Consider the following 20,496-nt stretch of genomic DNA (forward strand, 5'->3'; position numbering starts at 1 on the left):
TGAGATTCTCAAACCGTTTTTTATTTATTTAATGAAGCAGAATTAGCCTTCGTAATTATAGAGAACTTTGTAATATTCGTCTGCCATTCTATCACTGTTGAACTGATCTTTTACATCATTCATCGCGTTGTGCTGAATTTTTCTCCACGCATTAGGCTTTTCATAATAGGTCGGGAGAATTTCGTTTTCCAGGATTTCATATAGTTTATTCAGATCATAAGTATCCTGTTCGTAAACGCTCATATTTTGGTAATCAGCTTTAGGCACGACAAATGAATTTTCACCATGTTTTGCAAATTCAGGAATCCATCCGTCATCTGTAGATAAATTGACAGAACCGTTCATTGCTGCTGTCATTCCTGAAGTTCCTGAAGCTTCTCTCGGAACTCTCGGATTGTTTAACCAAAGATCTGAACCTTGTTTTAAAGATTTACTTAAAGAGAGCTCATAACCTGTAAGAACAGCCATACTTTTGTGATTCTTGCTTTCTTCCACTAATGAATTGAAGGTAGAAATTGCAGAATAATCCATTGGGTATGGTTTTCCCGCCCAAATGATCTGAACCGGATATTTTGGATGATTTAATAATTTGTATAATCTCTCTTTATCATGCAAAAGCAAATCTGCACGTTTATAACCGGCAAATCTTCTCGCCCAGACAATGGTGAATATATTGGGATTGAATAGATTTCCTGTCTGATCTGCTACAATTTTGAATAATCTTTTCTTGAGATGCTTTTTGCGATAATCGAAAACGGTCTCATCGTTCTCATCTTTTGAATTGTAAAGCGGTTTATCTGACCAATATTTGAATTCCTGAGCGTTGGTAATGGACGTGATTCCGCAAATTCCGGGATATTTGCTCCACATGGCTCTGGAGACTACCCCATGAAGTTTTGAAACGCCGTTGGCAATTTTTGCCATTTTCAAAGCACAAAGAGAATGGTTGAAGCGGTCATCATCAGAACCTTCTATCTTTTTCACTTCTTCCATGCTCAATCCCGAAAAATAGGACATATCATAACATAATTTCAGATTGTGTTTTTCATTTCCTGCTTCTTCAGGAGTGTGAGTAGTGAAAACCAGTTTTTCTTTTACTTTATTTAAATCTCCATTATACTTTTTCAGCAGATGAAATGCGGCAGGAAGTCCATGAGCTTCATTAAGATGGTAAGTATCCCTTTCGATATTCATTTCGTCCAGCAATCTTGCTCCGCCTTTACCCAATAAAATATATTGAGCCAGTTTTGTGGATTCATTCGCATCATAAAGCTTATGACAAATTGTTTTTGAAATATGATCGTTCTCCGGAACATCTGTTGATAAGAAAAACATGGGAGCCGTATTGAAAATTTCAGGATCCAGATACCATACTTTTACCCAAACCGGGGCACTGTGTATTTCAATCTGAAATTTTATTCCGGTATCTTCAAGAAAGCTGTACATTTTTCTTGTCCATGTAGGTTGTAGGGACTGATCATGATTTCTTGCCTGATCATAATATCCGAATTTCCAAAGAATACCGATTCCGATAAGATCCTGCTTCAGGTTATATGCACTTCTCATATGGGAACCTGCTAAAAATCCGAGACCACCTGAATATATTTTTAACACCTGTTCAATAGCAAATTCCATTGAAAAATAGGCGACTTTTTTAGAATATTGTGGATTGATGCTGTAGGGTATTTTAAAGTTTTTAAAATCCATAAATCACAGTTTTATAATTGAAGGGGCAAAGGTATTAATTATCAAAGTAAACTTTATGTTAATTATAAGAGAAATTATTTCTAAAAGCATTTTTTGAATTGTTTTTTTGCTTACCTTTAAGTGTAAATTTTTGATAATCAAAACTTCAAGAGCTTGATCCGGAAGTTTTATGTGTTCCATAACAATAAAATAATAAGCACATGAAAAAGGCATTTTCTGATGAAGATTTAATTAAAAATCTGAGCTTATATTATCTGAACCGACATTTGAAAAAAAAGCCGATAGAGAAGTATCATCGTAAAATTGATGAATCACCTTTGCATGATCGTGAAAAATATAAAAAGAAAGCCGAGATTTTATTGTTGAATTCATTTATGCATCATTTTCCGGAAGTACAGTTTGAAAACCTTACCTGTGAGAGTCCAGACTTTATCGCTAAACTAAACGACAAAAAGATTGGAATAGAGCTTACAGAGGTGATCAATCATCTTGAAATGAAAAAAGTTGAAAGCAGCTTAAATAAAATTTTTCGCCAGACAGAAATATTATTGGAACAAGAAGACACTACGAAGTATCGTGGTGTTTATTTTTTAGAATTCTACACTCATATTAAGCTGGATTCCTTGGAGCATCAGGAAGAAATTATTCAGAATATCTATAGGAGTATAAAAAAAGGAAAACCGTTTGGGATTGTGAAAAGTGTGCGAAAATCTTTTCATCGGAGAAATGTTTTTATTACCCATGAATATACTATGAGCTTGTTTGATGAGCTTTGTTCTGAAAAAATCTTAGAGCTGATCGAAAAGAAAAATGAAAAATTTCCTTACTACGACAGCAGTGTTGATGAATGTTGGCTGGTCATTGTTTCAGATATGAATTCTTTGGCTTCCCGATATACTTTCATTCAGGATAAAGAACATTTGAATGAGGTAAAAAGTCCTTTTCATAAAATTTTTCACCTTGAAAATATGTGTGGGAATATTACGAGTATAAAATAGTTTTTGCTTAATCATTTTCATAAATTTAATTATTTCTTGTTTTTGGCATTAAATATTTTGTTTTCTCTGTTTTTTGTTATTATTCATTTAAATTATTATATTTGAGGTGCTTTTAAAATTTAATAACCACTGGATAATGAAAAAAACTTTACTATTATTTCTTTTATTATTATCACAAGTTTATTTTTCTCAGGCCGATTGCTCCACTGCATTGTCAGTTTGCGGAAATTCGAGTATTACCTATAGTCCTACAGGAATAGGGTTGGTTAATGAAACCCTGGGAGGTTGTTTAACTACAGGTGAGCATAATTCAATATGGTATAAACTTACTATTGCAACCAGCGGAACACTTACTTTTGATCTGGTTCCCAATGATCCGGGTGCGGATTATGACTGGGCGATCTACGGGCCTAATGCAACCTGCGGAAACTTGGGATCGCCAATACGTTGTAATGCAGCTACGGTAATTGGGGTAGGTGCAAATACGGGGATGAATATGACCAGTACAATTACCAGTGCAGCAGGAGGTTCAACGACACCTTATTGCATGTATATGGATGTTGTGGCTGGACAAACCTATTATCTTTATATCGATAACTGGGTAGGATCAGGGAGCAGTACGGTGGCTCCGTTTTCTTTAACATGGGGTGGAACAGCAACGTTGGCTTCTCCTTTTACGGATCCTGTTTTGCAGCCACATCCGTTTTCTCCACCGGGAATTCCTGCTGCAAATCCAAATAATCCGAGAGAAATTCTTATTTGCGCAAATCCGGCCATTTTTGATTTCAGTACCCTGACTGCAGGAATCCTGAATGGAAATCCTAATTTCGTCATTACTTATCATACCACTCAAAATGATGCACTTGCCGGAACAAATCCTATTTTGGCGCCTATAACAGTAAATACTACTACCATTTATTATTACAGCATACATTATTTAGATCCTTCAAATCCTAATAATCCAATCAATTTCTGCAGGCAGATTGGTAAGTTCAAATTTAAATTAGGAGGAATCACGGGTAACAATGTTACTTTATATGCCTGTAATAATTATAAATCAGGAAAAGGACTGTTTGATTTGACAAGTGCCAATGTTTTCGGCGGATCGGGTGTGACGATCAAATATTACCTGACCATGGCTGACCTCAATGCAGGAACAGGGCAGATTTCAAATCCGAGCCAATATTTATCAGCAGAAGGCGTGGTGTATGCATCAATAAAAACTTCACAAGGATGCTCTACTACAGCGGTTATTACCCTTAAATTTTATCCTGAAGTGATTGTGAATGATGCTTCTTTAAGAGCATGTGCGTCAGAAAAAGATCCGAACATAGCTTCTTTTAATTTAACAACGGTATCAGTAACGACACAGAGTGGTATCACTAAAAAATATTATGCGTCTGTAGCTAATGCAATTAATGGGACTAATGAAATACTGAATCCTGCAGTCTATATTTCTTCTCAAGGAGCTGCATATGTAAAAGTAATAGATGGAAATGGGTGTTATGGTATTGCTAAAATAGCATTGTCTATAATCCCAGCTACCTATTCATCAGTTCTAAAAGATAAAACGATTTGTATTGAAGATAAAACTACTCTGGACGCAGGAGCCGGATTTGATGGATATGAATGGAGTACGGGAGCAACTACACAGGCTATTACAAACGTAAATGTGGGAACGTATTGGGTAAAACTGAAAAAAGGAGAATGTATTGCTATACAGACCGTAAAAGTGCATGCTTCCGAAGAGCCTGTAGTAGTAAGCATTGATATTTCTAACACGACCGTTACAATAAATGTTACAGGTGGTACATCGCCATACAAATATTCAATGGACAATATTCAATGGCAGGATTCTAATGTCTTTACAAACATTAAAAGAGGGGATCATACCATCTATGTAAAAGATGCTTATAACTGTTCACCTGTAGATGTTGTCATTGTTGTTCCTAACTTAATTAATGCCATTACACCAAACGGAGACGGAATCAATGATGTTATTGATTATTCGGCCTTGGCCAATAAAGACAATCTGGTATTTAATATTTATGACAGATATGGAAACAAAGTTTTCCAGGCAGATAAATTTAATAATTATAAATGGGACGGAACTGCCGGAAACAAACCTGTTCAAACAGGAAATTACTGGTATTCTATAACCTGGAATGAACCGAGCAAACAGCATACTCCTGTCAAATATACAGGATGGGTAATGGTAAAAAACAGAAAATAAATGAACCTGAAATAACAAAGCCGTCACGAAAGTGGCGGTTTTTTATTGGAAAAAACTTTAAATTAGTAAGTCAAATTACAACGTATGAAAGATTTATTCATAAAACGTTTTCAGTATTATAAAATGCTTGGTGATAAGTCGTTTGAGCAACTTTCTGACGAGCAGATGTTTTGGCAGTTCAATGAAGAAAGCAATTCAATTGCGGTTATTGTAAAGCATATTGCAGGAAATATGTTGTCCAGATGGACGGATTTCTTGACAGAAGATGGAGAAAAATCTTGGAGAAACCGGGATGAAGAATTTGTCAATACCTTTAAAGAAAAAAGGTGGGTTTTGGAATATTGGGAAAAAGGCTGGGAATGTCTTTTTAACGCATTGAATCAAATTGATGATACAAATTTATATTCCACCATTTATATAAGAGGTGAATCACATTCTGTGATCGATGCCGTTTTTCGCCAACTGGCCCATTATCCTTATCATATCGGACAAATCGTATATATTGCAAAAATGATGAAAAATGATGACTGGAAAACACTTTCTATTGCCAGAAACAAATCTCAAGAATTCAATGCAGAAATGAAAGATAAATTTTCTGAAAATGATTTAGATTTAAATTCTTCGCCAGTTTGTTATCAAAACAGTTCCGAAGTTCGGGATGAATTTAAGCAATAGATTGAATCAATTTAAAAATCATATTAAAATTACTATCTTTGCATCCACAAAAATCAGGAGTACATAAATGTCAACTTTTCAAAGAACTGCCGCATTTCACACCCTTGGCTGCAAATTAAATTTTGCGGAGACCTCCACTATTGCCCGTCAATTAACAGATGCTGGGTATGATAAGGTGAGCTTTGATGAAAAGGCAAATGTGTATGTAATTAACACATGTTCAGTAACTGAAAATGCTGATCGCGAATGTAAACTTCACGTGAAAAGAGCTATGAAAGCTAATCCTGAGGGTTTGGTTGTTATTGTCGGATGTTATGCACAGTTAAAGCCTGAAGAAATTTCGCAGATTGAAGGTGTTGATCTGGTTTTAGGAGCTAAGGAAAAATTCAATATCTTAAGTTATCTTGATGATTTGGAGAAATCTGAAAGCGAAGGTGTTGTTCATTCCTGCGAAATTGAGGAAACCGATTTCTTTATCGGAAGTTATTCCATCGGAGACAGAACAAGAGCATTCCTGAAAGTTCAGGATGGCTGTGATTATAAATGTACTTACTGCACGATTCCTTTAGCAAGAGGGATTTCCCGTTCGGACACCATCGAAAATGTTTTGAAAAACGCCAAAGAAATTGCTGAGAGAGATATCAAGGAGATTGTTCTTACCGGTGTGAATATTGGTGATTACGGAAAGGGGGAGTTTGGTAATAAAAGACATGAGCATACTTTTTTAGATCTTATTTCAGAATTAGATCAGGTTGATGGTATTGAAAGAATTCGTATTTCTTCTATTGAACCCAACCTTTTGAAGGATGAAAGTATCGAGCTGGTTTCCAAAAGCAAAAGTTTTGTGCCGCATTTTCACATTCCGCTGCAATCCGGAAGTGATGACTTGTTGAAAAAAATGAAGCGTCGTTATCTTACAAAGCTTTATAGTGATAGAGTGAATAAAATCCGTGAGGTAATGCCTCATGCGGCTATTGGTGTAGATGTAATTGTTGGTTTCCCGGGTGAGACCGAAGAAAAATTTATGGAAACCTATAACTTCCTAAATGAACTTCCAATTACTTATCTTCATGTATTTACTTATTCTGAAAGAGAAAATACAGAAGCTGTTGATATGGAAGGAGTTGTGCCTATTCCTGAAAGGAAAAAACGTAATAAAATGCTTAGAATCTTATCTGAAAAGAAAAAGATGGCATTTTATCAGACTCAGCTTGGAAAAACGCTTCCTGTTCTTTGGGAGCATGAAAATAAAGGCGGTAAAATGTTTGGTTTTACAGAAAATTATGTGAGAGTTCAAAAGGACTTCGATCAGGCTTCTGTAAATCAAATCGAATTTCTAAATTTAGAAAAAATCCTGTCAGATGGCACGGTTTCTGTGCGATCTTCTTACGAAAGTTTTTTAGCAAAAGCATAGTCTCTTTGCAAAATTTCCACTAAATTTATTTTTAACTTTAAATATTACATTCATGAGAGATAAGTTTTTATCTTGGGGGATTGTATTAGTTGTTGCTACATGGATTGTTGCAATACTAATAAAAACACACTATTGGATACCGACGCTGTTATCCGCAATTTATGCATTGGGAGTTTACAATGCTTATCAGTCAAAACATGCTATTTTAAGGAACTTTCCGGTATTGGGCTACTTTCGGTACTTCTTTGAAAGCATTTCACCAGAAATGCAGCAATATTTCATAGAAAGGGAAACTGATGGAAAGCCATTTCCCAGAAATCAGCGTTCTGCGGTATACAGACGGGCTAAAAACTTAAGTGATACTGTGGCTTTCGGAACACAGCTTGAAGTTAATCATCGAAAATACGAAGGTATTAAACATTCCATTTATGCTAAGTCTCCCAAAGAAGAACTTCCGAGAGTTTGGGTAGGAGGTGAGCAATGTACACAGCCTTATCATGCTTCTTTATTTAATATTTCTGCGATGAGTTTCGGAGCATTGAGTGACAGAGCTCAAATTTCGCTGAATAGAGGTGCAAAAAAAGGGAACTTCTATCATAATACAGGTGAAGGAGGAATTTCTCCATATCATTTGGAGGGAGGTGATCTTTGTTGGCAGATTGGAACAGGATATTTTGGATGTCGTGATGAAGAGGGGAAATTTAATCCTGAATTATTTAAAAAATATTCAACCATGTCTAATGTAAAAATGGTTGAAATCAAATTATCTCAAGGTGCAAAACCTGGTCATGGTGGTGTTTTACCGGGAGTCAAAAATACACCTGAAATTGCGAAAATACGCCATGTCACACCAGGAGTTACGGTAATTTCTCCGCCTTCCCATAGTGCTTTTTCTGATGCGGCAGGTCTGTTAAGATTTGTGCAGCAGTTGAGAGAACTTTCAGGCGGGAAACCTGTTGGTTTTAAGCTTTGTATTGGTGATACTAAAGAGTTTGAGGATGTTTGTGTTCAGATGAATGTGCTGAAAATTTATCCTGATTTTATAACAATTGATGGAGCTGAAGGAGGTACCGGAGCTGCACCACCGGAATTTTCTGATGGAGTAGGAATGCCTTTAGAACCCGCTTTGATTTTTGTTAATAGAACGCTTAAGAACTATAATTTAAGAGATAAATTAAGAGTGATAGCAAGTGGGAAAGTTTTAACGAGTCTGGATATTTTGAGAGCTATTGCAATGGGAGCAGATATGTGTAATAACGCAAGAGGGTTTATGTTTTCTTTAGGCTGTATTCAGGCATTGAGATGTAATTCTAATAATTGTCCTACGGGAGTTGCGACACAGGATAAAATGTTAATTAAAGGGCTTGATGTAACTGATAAAGCAGAAAGAGTATATCACTTCCATAAAAATACCCTTCATACTTGTAATGAATTGATTGCAGCAGCAGGAAGAAGCTCTTATGAAGAAGTGGATGCAACAATGTTTATGAGAGGAGATGAATTTGATCACTTAGCGGATCTGTATTTCCCGGATATTTTAGGAAATGTAAAGCAAAAAGCAAGAGTTTAAATAAAAACAATAAAAATAAAGCGCTTCAATTTGAAGCGCTTTATTTTTATTGTTGATCTGCGGGCCTGGTTTTGGCGTCGTAGATTTGGAAGTTAAAGATAAAACATCTGTTTTGAAGGTTGTAATAATTGCTGTTTCTTGCAAAAGCAGCTTTTGATGGAACAATAATTACACCTTGTAAATTATATGGAGCTCCGTTCGCGGTATTTTCAAACCCATTAAACTGTTTTAATCCTTCTTGAAAACCTTTAATTTCATAATAGCTTCTTTGTTTAGCAACGTCAACTGTTGCAGCATCTAAAACTGATTTTTTTACATAATAAAAAATAGGGTCAGTAGAAGGTGAGCCATTTCCGTCTATAGTATTGAAAAGCGTACCTGCCGATGAAAAGCTAATATTTCCATCAGTATCCGTAGCCAAATAATAATTAGCTCTTATCATTGTTTTGATTTGAGTCGCGTTACTGGCGCTAGAATTTGTTTCTATGGCAACACCAGGTGAAGGTTGAGCTCCGTTTCTTACAATATAAATAACACCTGAAGGAAGTGTCTGAGGACTTAGATCAGATAATTTTTTCTCATTATCATCACTTGGGTCTGTACTGCTAAATGCTTTTATATTTCCCTGGCTGTCCAAGTAATTGTCATTCATGAATTTCTGAATAGCCTGTTGATCGTAAGAATTTCTTACATTAATGTCCTCAGGTTCTACAAAAGTTTCAACTTCATCATCTTTCTTACATGCAGAAAAACACAAAGATCCCGCAAGAATATATAAAAATATTTTTTTCATTTTTAAAAAAACTTTTAATTACTTTACAAATAATATAACGACAAAAGTATAAAAAAATATGAGAATAGATAAATTTTTATGGAGCATTCGCTTTTATAAGACCAGAACCGTTGCTACTGAGGAGATTAAAAAAAACAGAGTTTCCATTGGTGAATCGGTAGTGAAGTCTTCTAAAGAGGTGAAGGAGGGGGATGTGATCAAGGTCCGTAAAAATCAGATTGACTATAAAATTAAGGTAATTCAGATTCCCAAAAGCAGAATCGGTGCGAAATTAGTGCCTTTACATATAAAAGATGTGACGGATAAAGAACAATATGAATTATTAAAAATGCGTAAGATGTCTCAGGATTATTACCGTATTAAAGGAGAAGGCAGGCCTACAAAGAAAGACCGGCGTGATATGGATGACTATGTAGAAAATGATGTGGCTTCAGATTTTACAGACTGGGACGACTTCTTTGGGGAGACCGGAGAAGATGATTCTGAAACCGAAGATTAATATTATTAAAAAATAAAAAGCTCTAGAGATAGAGCTTTTCTATTATTTCATCTACAATAACTTCAGGAGTTTTGTTATCTGTAATAACATTAATCTGTGCTTTACTGTAAAAGCTATTTCTTTCAAATAAATGTTTAGCAATAAACTCGGCAAGGTTTTCATCAGAAATATTAGCGATCAAGGGACGTTTTTCTTTTTGTTTTAATAATCTTTCGGACAAGGTTCCGACAGAAGCTCTCAAAAAAACACTTTTCGAATTATGATTAATAATTTCCATATTATTATAATAGACCGGAGTTCCTCCGCCCAGACTTAAAATCACATTTTCTTCTGAGGCGAGAATCTCTTCTAAAATTTCTCTTTCCAGCTTTCTAAAGTGAATTTCTCCCTTTTTCTCGAAGATTTCAGGGATCGTTAATTTATTTCTTCTGGAAATTTCTTTATCAAGATCAATGAGTTTAAAATTGAGTTTTTCGCTTAATATTTTGGAAATGTGAGATTTGCCACTTCCCATGTATCCAACAAGTGAAATTATCATGAATTTTTTTTAAACAAATTTGCGAAAAAGTTTTGAGATAAAGAAAAAACTCATATCTTTGCACCACTAAAAACGAGGGACATTATTACAGTGTTAATCGATAATAAGGTGACCGACTCGGTAGCTCAGCTGGTAGAGCAATACACTTTTAATGTATGGGTCCTGGGTTCGAATCCCAGCCGGGTCACTAGCAAGAAAATTACTGGATTTTTGTAATTTATTGCCTGCGTGGTGAAATTGGTAGACACGCCATCTTGAGGGGGTGGTTTCCTAAGGATGTGCTGGTTCGAGTCCAGTCGCAGGCACACTGCAGAAAATTGAAATAATTGATGTGATTTATTAGAATTATTTTTATATTTATCACTACAATTGTGGCCGACTCGGTAGCTCAGCTGGTAGAGCAATACACTTTTAATGTATGGGTCCTGGGTTCGAATCCCAGCCGGGTCACAAGTTTACTGAAAAGTAAATTTTTTTCATATTAATATTTTGTGATTTGGTGTTTCAAAGGCTTCGTAAGAAGCCTTTGATTTTTAAAAATAAATTTTGCAAAAACAAAAAATATTGTATCTTTGCACCGCTTAAAAAACAAAAACATTTTTGAAATGCATTTGTAGATAAGTGACCGACTCGGTAGCTCAGCTGGTAGAGCAATACACTTTTAATGTATGGGTCCTGGGTTCGAATCCCAGCCGGGTCACAAGTTTACTGAAAAGTAAATTTTTTTCATATTAATATTTTGTGATTTGGTGTTTCAAAGGCTTCGTAAGAAGCCTTTGATTTTTTTTATATCTGAACGTGACTTAAACAAATATTGTTTGTATTGTTAGGTATAAAAAACGTCACTAAAAGTGACGCATTATATTGAAAAGTAATTAGTAGATTTTAAGAAAGATGCATATTATCAATGAGTCTTACTCCATCCACTATAACAACTATAAAAGCTCTGAAACTTCTGTCTTTGTAAAAAGTATTCGTTTCTTTTAAAGTTTCTTCGTCTGCAATTAAAAAATACTCAAGCTGCATCCCTTGTTGGTTATCAAAAATATCTTGTACTTTTTCTTTGATTTCAGAGATAGTATTCGTTTTAAACCAATCATTTACCTTTTTTAAAGTTTCATAAATGATTTTTGAGGCTTCTTTTCTGTCTTCATGCAGCCTTTGATTTCTTGAACTTAATGCTAACCCATTACTTGCTCTATAAATTGGAACACCTTTTATTTTAATAGAAAGTTTTTTCTTTTCAACCATTTTCTTAATAATGGCTAATTGTTGGAAGTCTTTTTCTCCAAAATAAGCATTGTCGGGTTGGATTTGCCTAAAAAGTTCCTCTACAACTGTTCCGACACCATCAAAATGTCCCGGGCGGGATTTTCCTTCCATTTCGTTTTCCAGTCCATCAAAGTCGTAGTGCTGGCTTTCAGTTTTTTCGGGGTAAATATCTGCTACTTCAGGAATATAAACGGCATCTACCAAACCGGAGTTTTGCAGAATCAAAATGTCGCGGTTTATATCTCTTGGGTATTTTTCAAGGTCTTCAGGATTGTTAAACTGGGTAGGATTCACAAAAATTGAAGAGATCACAAGATCATTTTCTTTTCTTGCCTCTTCGTAAAGGGAAAGATGCCCATTGTGTAGTGCTCCCATTGTAGGGGCAAAGCCTATTCTTTTTCCCATTTCTTTCTGTCTTTCAATGAAATCCTGAAGAGTTTTCTTATTTTTTAAAACTTCCATAGTTTGTTATAATAGTATTTCAAAAATACTAAAAATATCATATATTCATGTTGTTTTCGATAATCTGAAAAAGGGAATTATCGTAAAAAAATGTTAATTAAAATAATGTTGGATGTTTTTTTGTAATTTTGCACATTAAAGCATTTTTACAAAAATTAGATAGAAGTTTATGCCGAATCAAAAGATACTGTACATTACCACAGAAATGTACCCTTACCAGGAAGATACAAATTTAGCGACAGTGGTAAACAAAATGGCACTTAAGATGCACCAAGAAGGAAATGATGTGAGAGTTTTTATGCCGCGATTTGGACAAATAAGTGAAAGGAAGTTTCAGCTCCATGAAGTTATTCGTCTTTCAGGAATGAATATTATTATCAACGATTTAGATCAGCCTCTTATCATTAAGGTAGCTTCTCTTCCCGGTGAAAGACTTCAGGTGTATTTTATAGATAATGAAGAATATTTTAAAAGAAAGCAATATTATTTTGATGATGAAGGGAATCCTTTTGACGACAATGACGAGAGAGCAATCTTTTTTGCGAGAGGGGTTATAGAAACCATCAAAAAATTAAATTGGGTTCCGGATGTTATTCACTTAAACGGATGGATGTCTTCTTTTGTTCCTATTTATCTTAAAACATATTACGAAACAGACACATACTTTAAAGATGCGAAAATAGTTCTTTCTTTATACAATGAGAAAGATGCTGCATTGAGCGGTAATATTGAAGACAAACTTAAATTTGATAATATTTCCGGACTGAAGGCATTAGAAAATCCAACGATTCAAAATGTTGTAATCGAAAGTATGAACTATGTAGACTCAATTGTTAAAGGAGACGAATTCTTAAACGAAGAGCTGGACAAAGCTTTCAACGAAACCGATACCTCAAAATCTGAGTATCTTGACGTAGATTCTATCAATCAACTTTATTAAAAAACACATTTTAATGACTTATACTATTAAAAGGACTTTCGCCATTTTATTTATGGCGATTTTTGGAAGTGTATTATTATACAATTGTGAACCTGAAGTAGATAATTTAGGGGAACAATTATTTTTAAATGATGCAGCTCAGGGGGATGAAACACCTTACGATGTAATCGCCTATAATATTGATAATCATGATAGCATTCGTAGTGACGCCAACTCAATGTTTGAGGTTTATAATTCTACTAGAAAAGCGGTATTAGGTGCATTTACAGAGAGTCAGTTTGGAATGCAAAGAGCATCTTATCTTACACAATTACGTTTACCATCTTATAGTCCAGATTTTGGAACGCAGCCAGTGGTAGATTCTGTAGTATTGGTTATTAAGCCAACATATGCAACAGATTCACTTACGACTACGACAGATGAGAATTATATTTATCCGGATGGGAATATTGCAGCTAAAAAGGTTGTAAATACTTATCCTGTTTATAAATATGGAAAGGCTAAAATCAATGGAGCAGTACCACAATTTACAATTAAAGTAAATGAGGTGGGAGATTTTTTAAATGGTCAAAACGATATTGCTTATTCTAATACTAATTATAATGCTCCATTAGAGTTGGGAAGCAAAACATTTAATGGAAATGTAAACTCAGTGACAATAACAAAAGATTCTGATGCCAGTTCATTGTATACATCTTCAGCAGTAGGAATTAGAATTCCTTTAAGTGCTAGTTTCTTCCAGACTAAAATTGTAGATAAAGCTAGTTCTGCCGATCTTAAAGATGTATCTAACTTTATCAGATATTTTAAAGGTTTAAAGATTTCCGTTGCTGAAAGTGATGGATATTTATTTCGTTTTGATCCCGATAGTGTAGAATTGATCATGTACTATAAGAATGATAAGACGGAAAATGGTACAACTACAAGGCCGCAATCTACTTATAATTTTACCATGGGGGCTGCTAACGCACATATTGGTCATTATGAATATAATAGATCTGCACAGTTTGGAAGTGCTGTTATTGGAGATAAGGTAAATGGAGATGCTAGATTATATACACAAGGTATGGGCGGTCCGTCAATTGGGATTAAAATTCCTGCTACTACTATAGATAAATTAAAGCAGTTATATCAAAATAATAAATCGGCTATTATAGGTGCCAGAGTTAGAATGTATACAGATCCGACTTGGAATGTAAATTATGCGAATTACAATAACACATATACAAAACCAACTGGTTTTACTATTGTTCAAAGAGATTTGGATAGCAATGGTAAAGAGACAACGGCTTTTACCACGGATTTATCGAATTTGAGCGGATCAATCAACTTTGCCATATATAAAATCTACGATATTGATAAAAATCCGACATATTATGATTTTACAATTACAAAATCTTTGAAAGATATTGTTGAAACAGGTGTAGATAATACCAATAAATATTTTAAGATTGATTTAGCAAGTTTTATCAATACAACTGCTGGATCTTATGCTGGATACAAGTATTCAAACAGAACTTTTTCTACAGATAGAGCAGTATTTATAGGTAATGAATCATCTAATAAAAATAAGATACAACTTTTAGTTGTGCACAGTAAAAAATAAAATACAAATAAAAAACACGAGAAAAATATGTGCGGAATAGTAGGGTATACAGGATTTCAGGATGCGTATGATATTGTTATCAACGGTCTTAGAAGATTAGAATATAGAGGGTATGACAGTGCTGGAATTGTTTTAGAAGATGGAAATAATAAATTAGAAGTTGAGAAAACAAAAGGAAAGGTCGATGATTTAGTAAAGATTTCGGAAGGATTGAAAGGAACTGCCAAAATTGGCATGGGACATACTCGTTGGGCTACTCATGGAGTTCCTAGTGATAGAAATTCCCATCCGCACCTTTCAAATAATAATAAAATTGCACTTGTTCATAATGGTATCATTGAAAATTATGATACCATTAAAACAATGCTTACTGAAAAAGGCTTTAGCTTCAAATCAGAGACAGATACAGAAGTTTTAGTGAATCTTATCCAGTATTTTATGGATTTAAATTCAGAAATGGATTTTCCTACTGCAGTAAGGTATGCACTTAATGAGGTTTATGGTGCATATGCTATTACAGTGATGCATGAGGATTTTCCTGGAGTATTGGTTGTTGGAAGATTAGGATCTCCTTTAGCAATCGGTATTGGAGAGAGGGAATATTTCATTGCTTCTGATGCATCACCTTTTGTTGAATTTACAAAGGAAGCTATTTATCTTGAAGAAGGCCATATGGCTACAATTTCTTTAGAAAACGGAGTAGATATCAGAACAATTAATGATAATTCTAAAATTGAGGCTGAAATTCAGCAACTTAAATTAAGTTTAGAGCAGATTGAAAAAGGAGGGTATGAACATTTTATGTTGAAAGAAATTTTCGAGCAACCAAAATCTGTCCATGACACAATGAGAGGTAGACTTCTTGTAGATGAAGGGATTATCAAAATGGCAGGGATCTGGGATCATATCGAAAGATTTAAAAATGCAAACAGAATTATCATTATTGCTTGTGGTACTTCTTGGCATGCAGGTCTTATTGGAGAATATCTGATTGAAGAATATGCGAGAATTCCGGTTGAAGTAGAATATGCGTCGGAATTCAGATACAGAAATCCTATTATCACAGATAAAGATGTTGTAATTGCAATTTCTCAGTCCGGAGAAACGGCAGATACAATGGCTGCTTTAAAATTAGCTAAAGAAAAAGGAGCGTTTATATATGGTATTTGTAATGTTGTTGATTCTTCTATTGCAAGGATTACAGATGCTGGTTCATATACCCATGCTGGTCCTGAAATCGGAGTGGCTTCTACAAAAGCCTTTACTGCACAGTTAACCATTCTTACTTTAATAGCATTTAAATTAGGTAAACATAATGGAAACTTAGGAAATGCAGATTTCATGAGTTTAATTGCTGAGTTGGATGCTATTCCTAAAAAAATTGAGGATGTTTTAAGTTCGACGCACGAATTAGTACAGGATATAGCAAAAGATTTCGTTACGGCTACAAACTTCCTGTATTTGGGAAGAGGATATAACTATCCGGCAGCATTAGAAGGTGCATTGAAGTTAAAAGAAATCTCTTACATTCACGCAGAGGGTTATCCAGCGGCAGAGATGAAGCATGGCCCGATTGCATTGATTGATGAAAATATGCCAATTGTTATTATTGCTCCTAAAAAAGGACATTATGATAAGATTGTAAGTAATGTTCAGGAAATTAAAGCCAGAAAAGGAAAAATTATTGCTGTTGTTAATAAAGGAGATACTCAGGTAAGTGCAATGGCAGACTATGTTATTGAAATTCCTGAGACGTCAGAGTGCTTTTCTCCAATTGTTGCATCAGTGCCATTACAACTATTAGCATATTATATTGCAGTGTATAGAGGAGCGAATGTTGACCAGCCAAGAAACCTTGCAAAATCTGTAACTGTAGAATAAAAATTTGGTGTAAATAAAATAAATTTAGATTTCTTCCGTTATTTCAAAAAAAATCTTAAAAGTTTCTTAAAAAAATTATATATTTACGGCTTAATTATAAAAATTAACATGAAAAGGATATTTCTTTTATTATTGTCTGCGTCAGTAGCGTCGGTATCTTGTTCAGGTGGTGGTACTTCTTCTGTAGGGAAACCAGGAACGAAAGGAGAATTGATACCAAGAGAAAAAGCAAAATCATTTGTTGCGGAAAGGCCATACGGTATGGTTGCGATTCCTGCAGGTTCGTTTATTGCGGGTATGGCAGATCAGGATCCAACAAACTCTGCCGAAAAAGCACCATTGAAAACAACAACAGTTTCTTCTTTCTTCATGGATGAAGCTGAAACTACTAATGCAGAATACAGACTGTTCATTAATTATGTAAGAGACTCTATCGCTAGAACATTACTTGCTGAAGCAGCAGGTGAAGGAGGTGATGGAAAAGGTAAAGGAGCTAGTATTGGAGACTATGCTTATTTAGCTAAAAAAGAAGACAATTTAACACCATATCAAGAATATTTAGAAGGCCAAGGTGGCGGAAATGACGGAGGTTACGATGCAAGTAAGAAATTAGACTGGAAAATCCCATTGCACTGGAATACGACAAAGTATCCGGATGTAGAATATGCAGAGGTTTTGGAATCTATGTATTTACCAGCTTCTTCTAGAGTTGGAAATGAAAGAATCCTGGACGTAAGTAAATTAAAATATACTTATCAGTGGGGAGATACAGATGCGGCTATTGCTGATAATGAAAGAGGGGCAAATTATTTGAAAAGAGAAAGTATTGCAATCTATCCTGATACAACAGTTTGGGTGAAAGATTTCCACTTTACTTATAATGAGCCGTTATTTGAACAATATTTTTGGCATAAAGCATATAAAGACTATCCTGTAGTTGGAGTAACTTGGGATCAGGCAAGAGCTTATTGTAACTTCAGAACTAAATTAAAATCTGATTATAACGAAAGCTTAAAAAGAAGAAAGCAAAGACCTTTGATGTTCAGACTTCCTACAGAAGTTGAATGGGAATATGCTGCAAAAGGTGGAAAAGAAAATGCGGCTTACCCATGGGGAGGTCCTTATTTGATGGATGACAGAGGTTGTTATCTTGCAAACTTCAAGCCAAAAAGAGGGAATTATATGGAAGATGATAAAAAAGGTACTTATACCTACACTGCTCCTGTAAAGAAATTCAGAAAGAACGGATTCGGTTTATATGATATGGCTGGAAACGTTGCTGAATGGACAGAATCAGGATACAACAATTCATCTGCAGTGTTTACATCTACGCTTAATCCATCTACTAAAGATAAGTCAGATACTAGAAAATCTGTAAGAGGAGGTTCTTGGAAAGATGTAGGGTATATGTTGATGACGGGTATGAGAGATTGGGAAAGAAAAGATTCTGCAAGAAGTTATATTGGATTTAGAACAGTACAGGATATCCCTGAAGCTGCAGTAAAGCCAAGAAAAATAAACAGATAAAAACCAATAAAACTAATTTACACTAACATTAAAAAAAACTAACTTATATGTTTAAGACTAAAGATGCTTGGATGAATTTCTTCTATTCATTCGGTGCTGCAATTGTAATTCTTGGAGCTTGGCTTAAAATTACTCACATTACATTGGGACCTATTAATGGTAATATTGCTCTTACAGTAGGACTTATTACTGAAGCGATTATCTTCATCATTTTTGCCTTCGATCCACCGAAAAATGAAGAGTCTTATGCTTGGGAGAATGTTTATCCTGAATTATTAGATAAACATGCAAATCCTAATCCGTTACATTCTAATGTTTCTACTAGAAATAATAATCATTTGGCGGAACTTGAAAACTCTCTTTCTGGTAAACTTGATAAAATGTTACAGGATGCTAAGCTTGATGTTCAATTATTTGACAGATTAAGATCAGGAATCGATAAATTTTCAAACTCTGTAGATCAGATTAACCAAACAGTTGATGTATCTGCTTCTACTCATAAATATAATGATCAGTTGAATAAAGCTGCTCAACACATGGAAAGCATGAATGCTCTTTACGCAATGCAGTTGGAAAGCGGAAAGAAACAATCAGAATTTGCAAACAAGTATGTTGAAGACATGCAAAAATCTGCTGAACAATCTGAAAAATTCAACCAAGAGTTACAAGGCTTAACGTCTAATTTAAATAACTTAAATAGAGTTTATGGCGGTATGTTAACTGCGATGAAGTCTTAATTTCTTAACCATTTCTAAATTTTAATTATTTAATCAAACAAAAGAAAAGAGAATGGCAAAAGGAAAACAGACTCCACGTCAGAAGATGATCAACCTAATGTATTTGGTGTTCATCGCGATGATGGCCCTAAACATTGATGTTGAAATTATCAGGTCATTTTATGACTCTACAGTATCTCTTAACCAAACCCGTAATCTAACGGAGCAAAAAAATAAAGATATCTTCGAGAAGACACTTGAGGCTAAAGCTCAGCAGGTTCCGGATACTTATGCTCAACCTTGGGCACAATATCAAACATTAAGAGATAAAATTGATGAGTTAGTAAAAGAAGCAGAAGATGTAAAAATTACACTTAAAAAACATTCAGAATTCCACGATAAAGATGAAAAGGGGAAAGATATGGATGTAAGTGAAAACTTCTCTGCACTGAATAATAATGAAGCGACTACAGAATACTTCTTTAATGGAGGAGATGAAAACAGTCCGTCAAAAAAAGCTTTAGCATTAAAAGCTAAAATCGATGATGTAAGAAATTATATCAACGCTACTTTTGGAGGAAGTCAACAGTTGGCAAAATTGGTTGAAAGAGCAAATACTTCTTTAATTGCAGAGTATCCTCAAGGAAAATCTCCGAACGGAAAAACTTGGTTTCAGAATAAATTCTATCACCAGCCGCTTATTGCAGCAATTTCTAACTTGGGAATTATCCAGAATGATGCAAGAAACGTACAGTCTGATGCATTGGCGTTGATGCTTCAGGAAAAAGTAGATGCTAGTATTAAGTTTACTAGTTATGAAGCTATTGTTTCTGCTCCTACTGATGTTGTTGCAGGTAAAAAAGCTGAGGCTGTTGTAATGTTAGGTAACTACTCTAATAGCAATAAGATTAACATCAGTGGTGTTAGCAGACAGGAAAGTGGTAAAGGATTTCTTCCTTTAAATACTGGAGGATTAGGAGAGCACAAAATTGGTGGTGTAATTACATTGACTGATGCTAGTGGAAAAGCTCAGCCTTTCACTTGGACTCATACTTATAATGTAATTGCAGGTCCACAAGAAGTAAAACTTGAAAAAGGATTATTGCTTTCTGCTGATAAGATGAATGTAATGTATAGAGGATTGGAAAATCCGGTATCTGGATCGATCTTAGGTGCTGATAATTCTAAACTTACATTATCTGCCCCTGGTGCATTGGTAAGAAGTACTGGTCCAGGTAAGTGGATTGTGAAGCCACAAGCTGGAAATGTTGTTAAATTGACATTGTCTGGTACAGAACCTAGTGGTAAATCTGTATCTCAAGTATTCGAATATAGAATTAAAAATGTACCGCCACCTCAAGGACAAATGAGAGGACAAAATGTATTGACAATGCCGGCTCAATCTATTCAGAATCAAACTGTTCAGGCTGCAATTCCTGATTTTGATTTCCCTGTAACATTTACTGTAACCGAATTCATGGTTAGAGTTCCGGGAAGAGCAGCAATGCTTGTAAAAGGAAATTCATTACAAGAAGCAGCTGGTCTATTGAAAAATGTAAGATCTGGTGACGATGTATCAATTATTGAAATAAAGGCAACAGCTCAAGGATTGGAAGGGCCTATTAAGAGAATTACTCCAATTATTATACATGTTCCATAAGTTTA

At 34.8% G+C, this 20,496-nt stretch carries 16 protein-coding genes and 4 tRNA genes; 16 read left to right on the forward strand and 4 right to left on the reverse strand.

Translation table 11 applies throughout. From position 1 onward, the window contains the following. Positions 1-42 precede the first annotated feature (42 nt). Positions 43-1,707, reverse strand: a complete 1,665-nt coding sequence (glgP, locus tag P0Y62_17415) for an alpha-glucan family phosphorylase (protein WEK69586.1) — start codon at positions 1,705-1,707, stop codon at positions 43-45. 200 nt (positions 1,708-1,907) lie between these two features. Here glgP and P0Y62_17420 point away from each other — a divergent pair, with 200 nt between their 5' ends. The 5 genes from P0Y62_17420 to P0Y62_17440 all read left to right on the forward strand — a co-directional run bounded on the left by P0Y62_17420 (position 1,908) and on the right by P0Y62_17440 (position 8,597). Continuing rightward, the gene (locus P0Y62_17420; protein WEK69587.1) at positions 1,908-2,705 is read left to right on the forward strand and encodes a hypothetical protein; all 798 of its coding nucleotides are present in this window, start codon (positions 1,908-1,910) and stop codon (positions 2,703-2,705) included. Between the two features lie 136 nt (positions 2,706-2,841). Continuing rightward, positions 2,842-4,938 carry a gliding motility-associated C-terminal domain-containing protein gene (locus P0Y62_17425; GenBank protein ID WEK69588.1) on the forward strand — a complete coding sequence of 699 codons (2,097 nt, stop codon included), beginning with the start codon at positions 2,842-2,844 and terminating at the stop codon, positions 4,936-4,938. Positions 4,939-5,022: 84 nt separating this feature from the next. Continuing rightward, entirely contained in the window at positions 5,023-5,613 is a 591-nt protein-coding gene (locus tag P0Y62_17430; protein ID WEK69589.1) for a DUF1572 family protein, read from the forward strand. A gap of 67 nt (positions 5,614-5,680) precedes the next feature. Beyond that, positions 5,681-7,027, forward strand: coding sequence for a tRNA (N(6)-L-threonylcarbamoyladenosine(37)-C(2))-methylthiotransferase MtaB (gene mtaB / locus P0Y62_17435; protein ID WEK69590.1), 1,347 nt, complete (start codon positions 5,681-5,683; stop codon positions 7,025-7,027). A 52-nt stretch (positions 7,028-7,079) separates the two neighbouring features. Then, the gene (locus tag P0Y62_17440; protein WEK69591.1) at positions 7,080-8,597 is read left to right on the forward strand and encodes an FMN-binding glutamate synthase family protein; all 1,518 of its coding nucleotides are present in this window, start codon (positions 7,080-7,082) and stop codon (positions 8,595-8,597) included. A 46-nt stretch (positions 8,598-8,643) separates the two neighbouring features. Here the strand turns inward: P0Y62_17440 and P0Y62_17445 are convergent, their stop codons facing one another. Further along, positions 8,644-9,390 (reverse strand): hypothetical protein, encoded by a 747-nt coding sequence (locus P0Y62_17445; GenBank protein WEK69592.1) that lies wholly within the window; start codon positions 9,388-9,390, stop codon positions 8,644-8,646. Positions 9,391-9,448: 58 nt separating this feature from the next. Here P0Y62_17445 and P0Y62_17450 point away from each other — a divergent pair, with 58 nt between their 5' ends. After that, a complete protein-coding gene (locus tag P0Y62_17450) occupies positions 9,449-9,889 on the forward strand; it encodes a S4 domain-containing protein (protein WEK69593.1) in 441 nt (146 codons plus the stop codon). Positions 9,890-9,911: 22 nt separating this feature from the next. Here the strand turns inward: P0Y62_17450 and P0Y62_17455 are convergent, their stop codons facing one another. Continuing rightward, complete coding sequence (locus P0Y62_17455; GenBank protein WEK69594.1) at positions 9,912-10,427, reverse strand: shikimate kinase; 516 nt, start codon at positions 10,425-10,427, stop codon at positions 9,912-9,914. Between the two features lie 114 nt (positions 10,428-10,541). Between P0Y62_17455 and P0Y62_17460 the strand changes: the two genes are divergently transcribed. The 4 genes from P0Y62_17460 (at position 10,542) to P0Y62_17475 (ending at position 11,127) form a co-directional block, all read left to right on the forward strand. Further along, positions 10,542-10,614 (forward strand) — tRNA-Lys (locus P0Y62_17460). 35 nt (positions 10,615-10,649) lie between these two features. Next, positions 10,650-10,732 (forward strand) — tRNA-Leu (locus P0Y62_17465). A gap of 72 nt (positions 10,733-10,804) precedes the next feature. Next, positions 10,805-10,877, forward strand: a tRNA-Lys gene (locus P0Y62_17470). A 177-nt stretch (positions 10,878-11,054) separates the two neighbouring features. Beyond that, positions 11,055-11,127, forward strand: a tRNA-Lys gene (locus P0Y62_17475). A gap of 185 nt (positions 11,128-11,312) precedes the next feature. Here the strand turns inward: P0Y62_17475 and panC are convergent. After that, a complete protein-coding gene (gene panC, locus P0Y62_17480) occupies positions 11,313-12,161 on the reverse strand; it encodes a pantoate--beta-alanine ligase (GenBank protein ID WEK69595.1) in 849 nt (282 codons plus the stop codon). Positions 12,162-12,330: 169 nt separating this feature from the next. Between panC and P0Y62_17485 the strand changes: the two genes are divergently transcribed. The 6 genes from P0Y62_17485 to gldM all read left to right on the forward strand — a co-directional run bounded on the left by P0Y62_17485 (position 12,331) and on the right by gldM (position 20,491). After that, positions 12,331-13,101 carry a glycogen/starch synthase gene (locus P0Y62_17485; protein WEK69596.1) on the forward strand — a complete coding sequence of 257 codons (771 nt, stop codon included), beginning with the start codon at positions 12,331-12,333 and terminating at the stop codon, positions 13,099-13,101. A gap of 13 nt (positions 13,102-13,114) precedes the next feature. Next, positions 13,115-14,707, forward strand: a complete 1,593-nt coding sequence (locus P0Y62_17490) for a DUF4270 family protein (protein ID WEK69597.1) — start codon at positions 13,115-13,117, stop codon at positions 14,705-14,707. A 27-nt stretch (positions 14,708-14,734) separates the two neighbouring features. Then, positions 14,735-16,588, forward strand: a complete 1,854-nt coding sequence (glmS, locus tag P0Y62_17495) for a glutamine--fructose-6-phosphate transaminase (isomerizing) (protein WEK69598.1) — start codon at positions 14,735-14,737, stop codon at positions 16,586-16,588. A 108-nt stretch (positions 16,589-16,696) separates the two neighbouring features. Then, positions 16,697-18,115, forward strand: coding sequence for a gliding motility lipoprotein GldK (gene gldK, locus P0Y62_17500; protein WEK69599.1), 1,419 nt, complete (start codon positions 16,697-16,699; stop codon positions 18,113-18,115). Between the two features lie 47 nt (positions 18,116-18,162). Beyond that, a complete protein-coding gene (gene gldL, locus P0Y62_17505) occupies positions 18,163-18,852 on the forward strand; it encodes a gliding motility protein GldL (GenBank protein ID WEK69600.1) in 690 nt (229 codons plus the stop codon). A gap of 52 nt (positions 18,853-18,904) precedes the next feature. Beyond that, positions 18,905-20,491 carry a gliding motility protein GldM gene (gldM, locus tag P0Y62_17510; GenBank protein ID WEK69601.1) on the forward strand — a complete coding sequence of 529 codons (1,587 nt, stop codon included), beginning with the start codon at positions 18,905-18,907 and terminating at the stop codon, positions 20,489-20,491. Positions 20,492-20,496 lie beyond the last annotated feature (5 nt).

Source organism: Candidatus Chryseobacterium colombiense, assembly GCA_029203185.1.
Taxonomy (GTDB): Bacteria; Bacteroidota; Bacteroidia; order Flavobacteriales; family Weeksellaceae; genus Chryseobacterium; species Chryseobacterium colombiense.

Coding starts and splice junctions, on each gene's coding strand:
- mtaB (WEK69590.1), top strand. CDS start 5,681: ATGTCAACTTTTCAAAGAACTGCCGCATTTCACACCCTTGGCTGCAAA.
- P0Y62_17425 (WEK69588.1), top strand. CDS start 2,842: ATGAAAAAAACTTTACTATTATTTCTTTTATTATTATCACAAGTTTAT.
- gldM (WEK69601.1), top strand. CDS start 18,905: ATGGCAAAAGGAAAACAGACTCCACGTCAGAAGATGATCAACCTAATG.
- panC (WEK69595.1), bottom strand. CDS start 12,161: ATGGAAGTTTTAAAAAATAAGAAAACTCTTCAGGATTTCATTGAAAGA.
- glmS (WEK69598.1), top strand. CDS start 14,735: ATGTGCGGAATAGTAGGGTATACAGGATTTCAGGATGCGTATGATATT.
- P0Y62_17440 (WEK69591.1), top strand. CDS start 7,080: ATGAGAGATAAGTTTTTATCTTGGGGGATTGTATTAGTTGTTGCTACA.
- gldK (WEK69599.1), top strand. CDS start 16,697: ATGAAAAGGATATTTCTTTTATTATTGTCTGCGTCAGTAGCGTCGGTA.
- P0Y62_17430 (WEK69589.1), top strand. CDS start 5,023: ATGAAAGATTTATTCATAAAACGTTTTCAGTATTATAAAATGCTTGGT.
- P0Y62_17450 (WEK69593.1), top strand. CDS start 9,449: ATGAGAATAGATAAATTTTTATGGAGCATTCGCTTTTATAAGACCAGA.
- glgP (WEK69586.1), bottom strand. CDS start 1,707: ATGGATTTTAAAAACTTTAAAATACCCTACAGCATCAATCCACAATAT.
- P0Y62_17445 (WEK69592.1), bottom strand. CDS start 9,390: ATGAAAAAAATATTTTTATATATTCTTGCGGGATCTTTGTGTTTTTCT.
- P0Y62_17485 (WEK69596.1), top strand. CDS start 12,331: ATGCCGAATCAAAAGATACTGTACATTACCACAGAAATGTACCCTTAC.
- gldL (WEK69600.1), top strand. CDS start 18,163: ATGTTTAAGACTAAAGATGCTTGGATGAATTTCTTCTATTCATTCGGT.
- P0Y62_17455 (WEK69594.1), bottom strand. CDS start 10,427: ATGATAATTTCACTTGTTGGATACATGGGAAGTGGCAAATCTCACATT.
- P0Y62_17420 (WEK69587.1), top strand. CDS start 1,908: ATGAAAAAGGCATTTTCTGATGAAGATTTAATTAAAAATCTGAGCTTA.
- P0Y62_17490 (WEK69597.1), top strand. CDS start 13,115: ATGACTTATACTATTAAAAGGACTTTCGCCATTTTATTTATGGCGATT.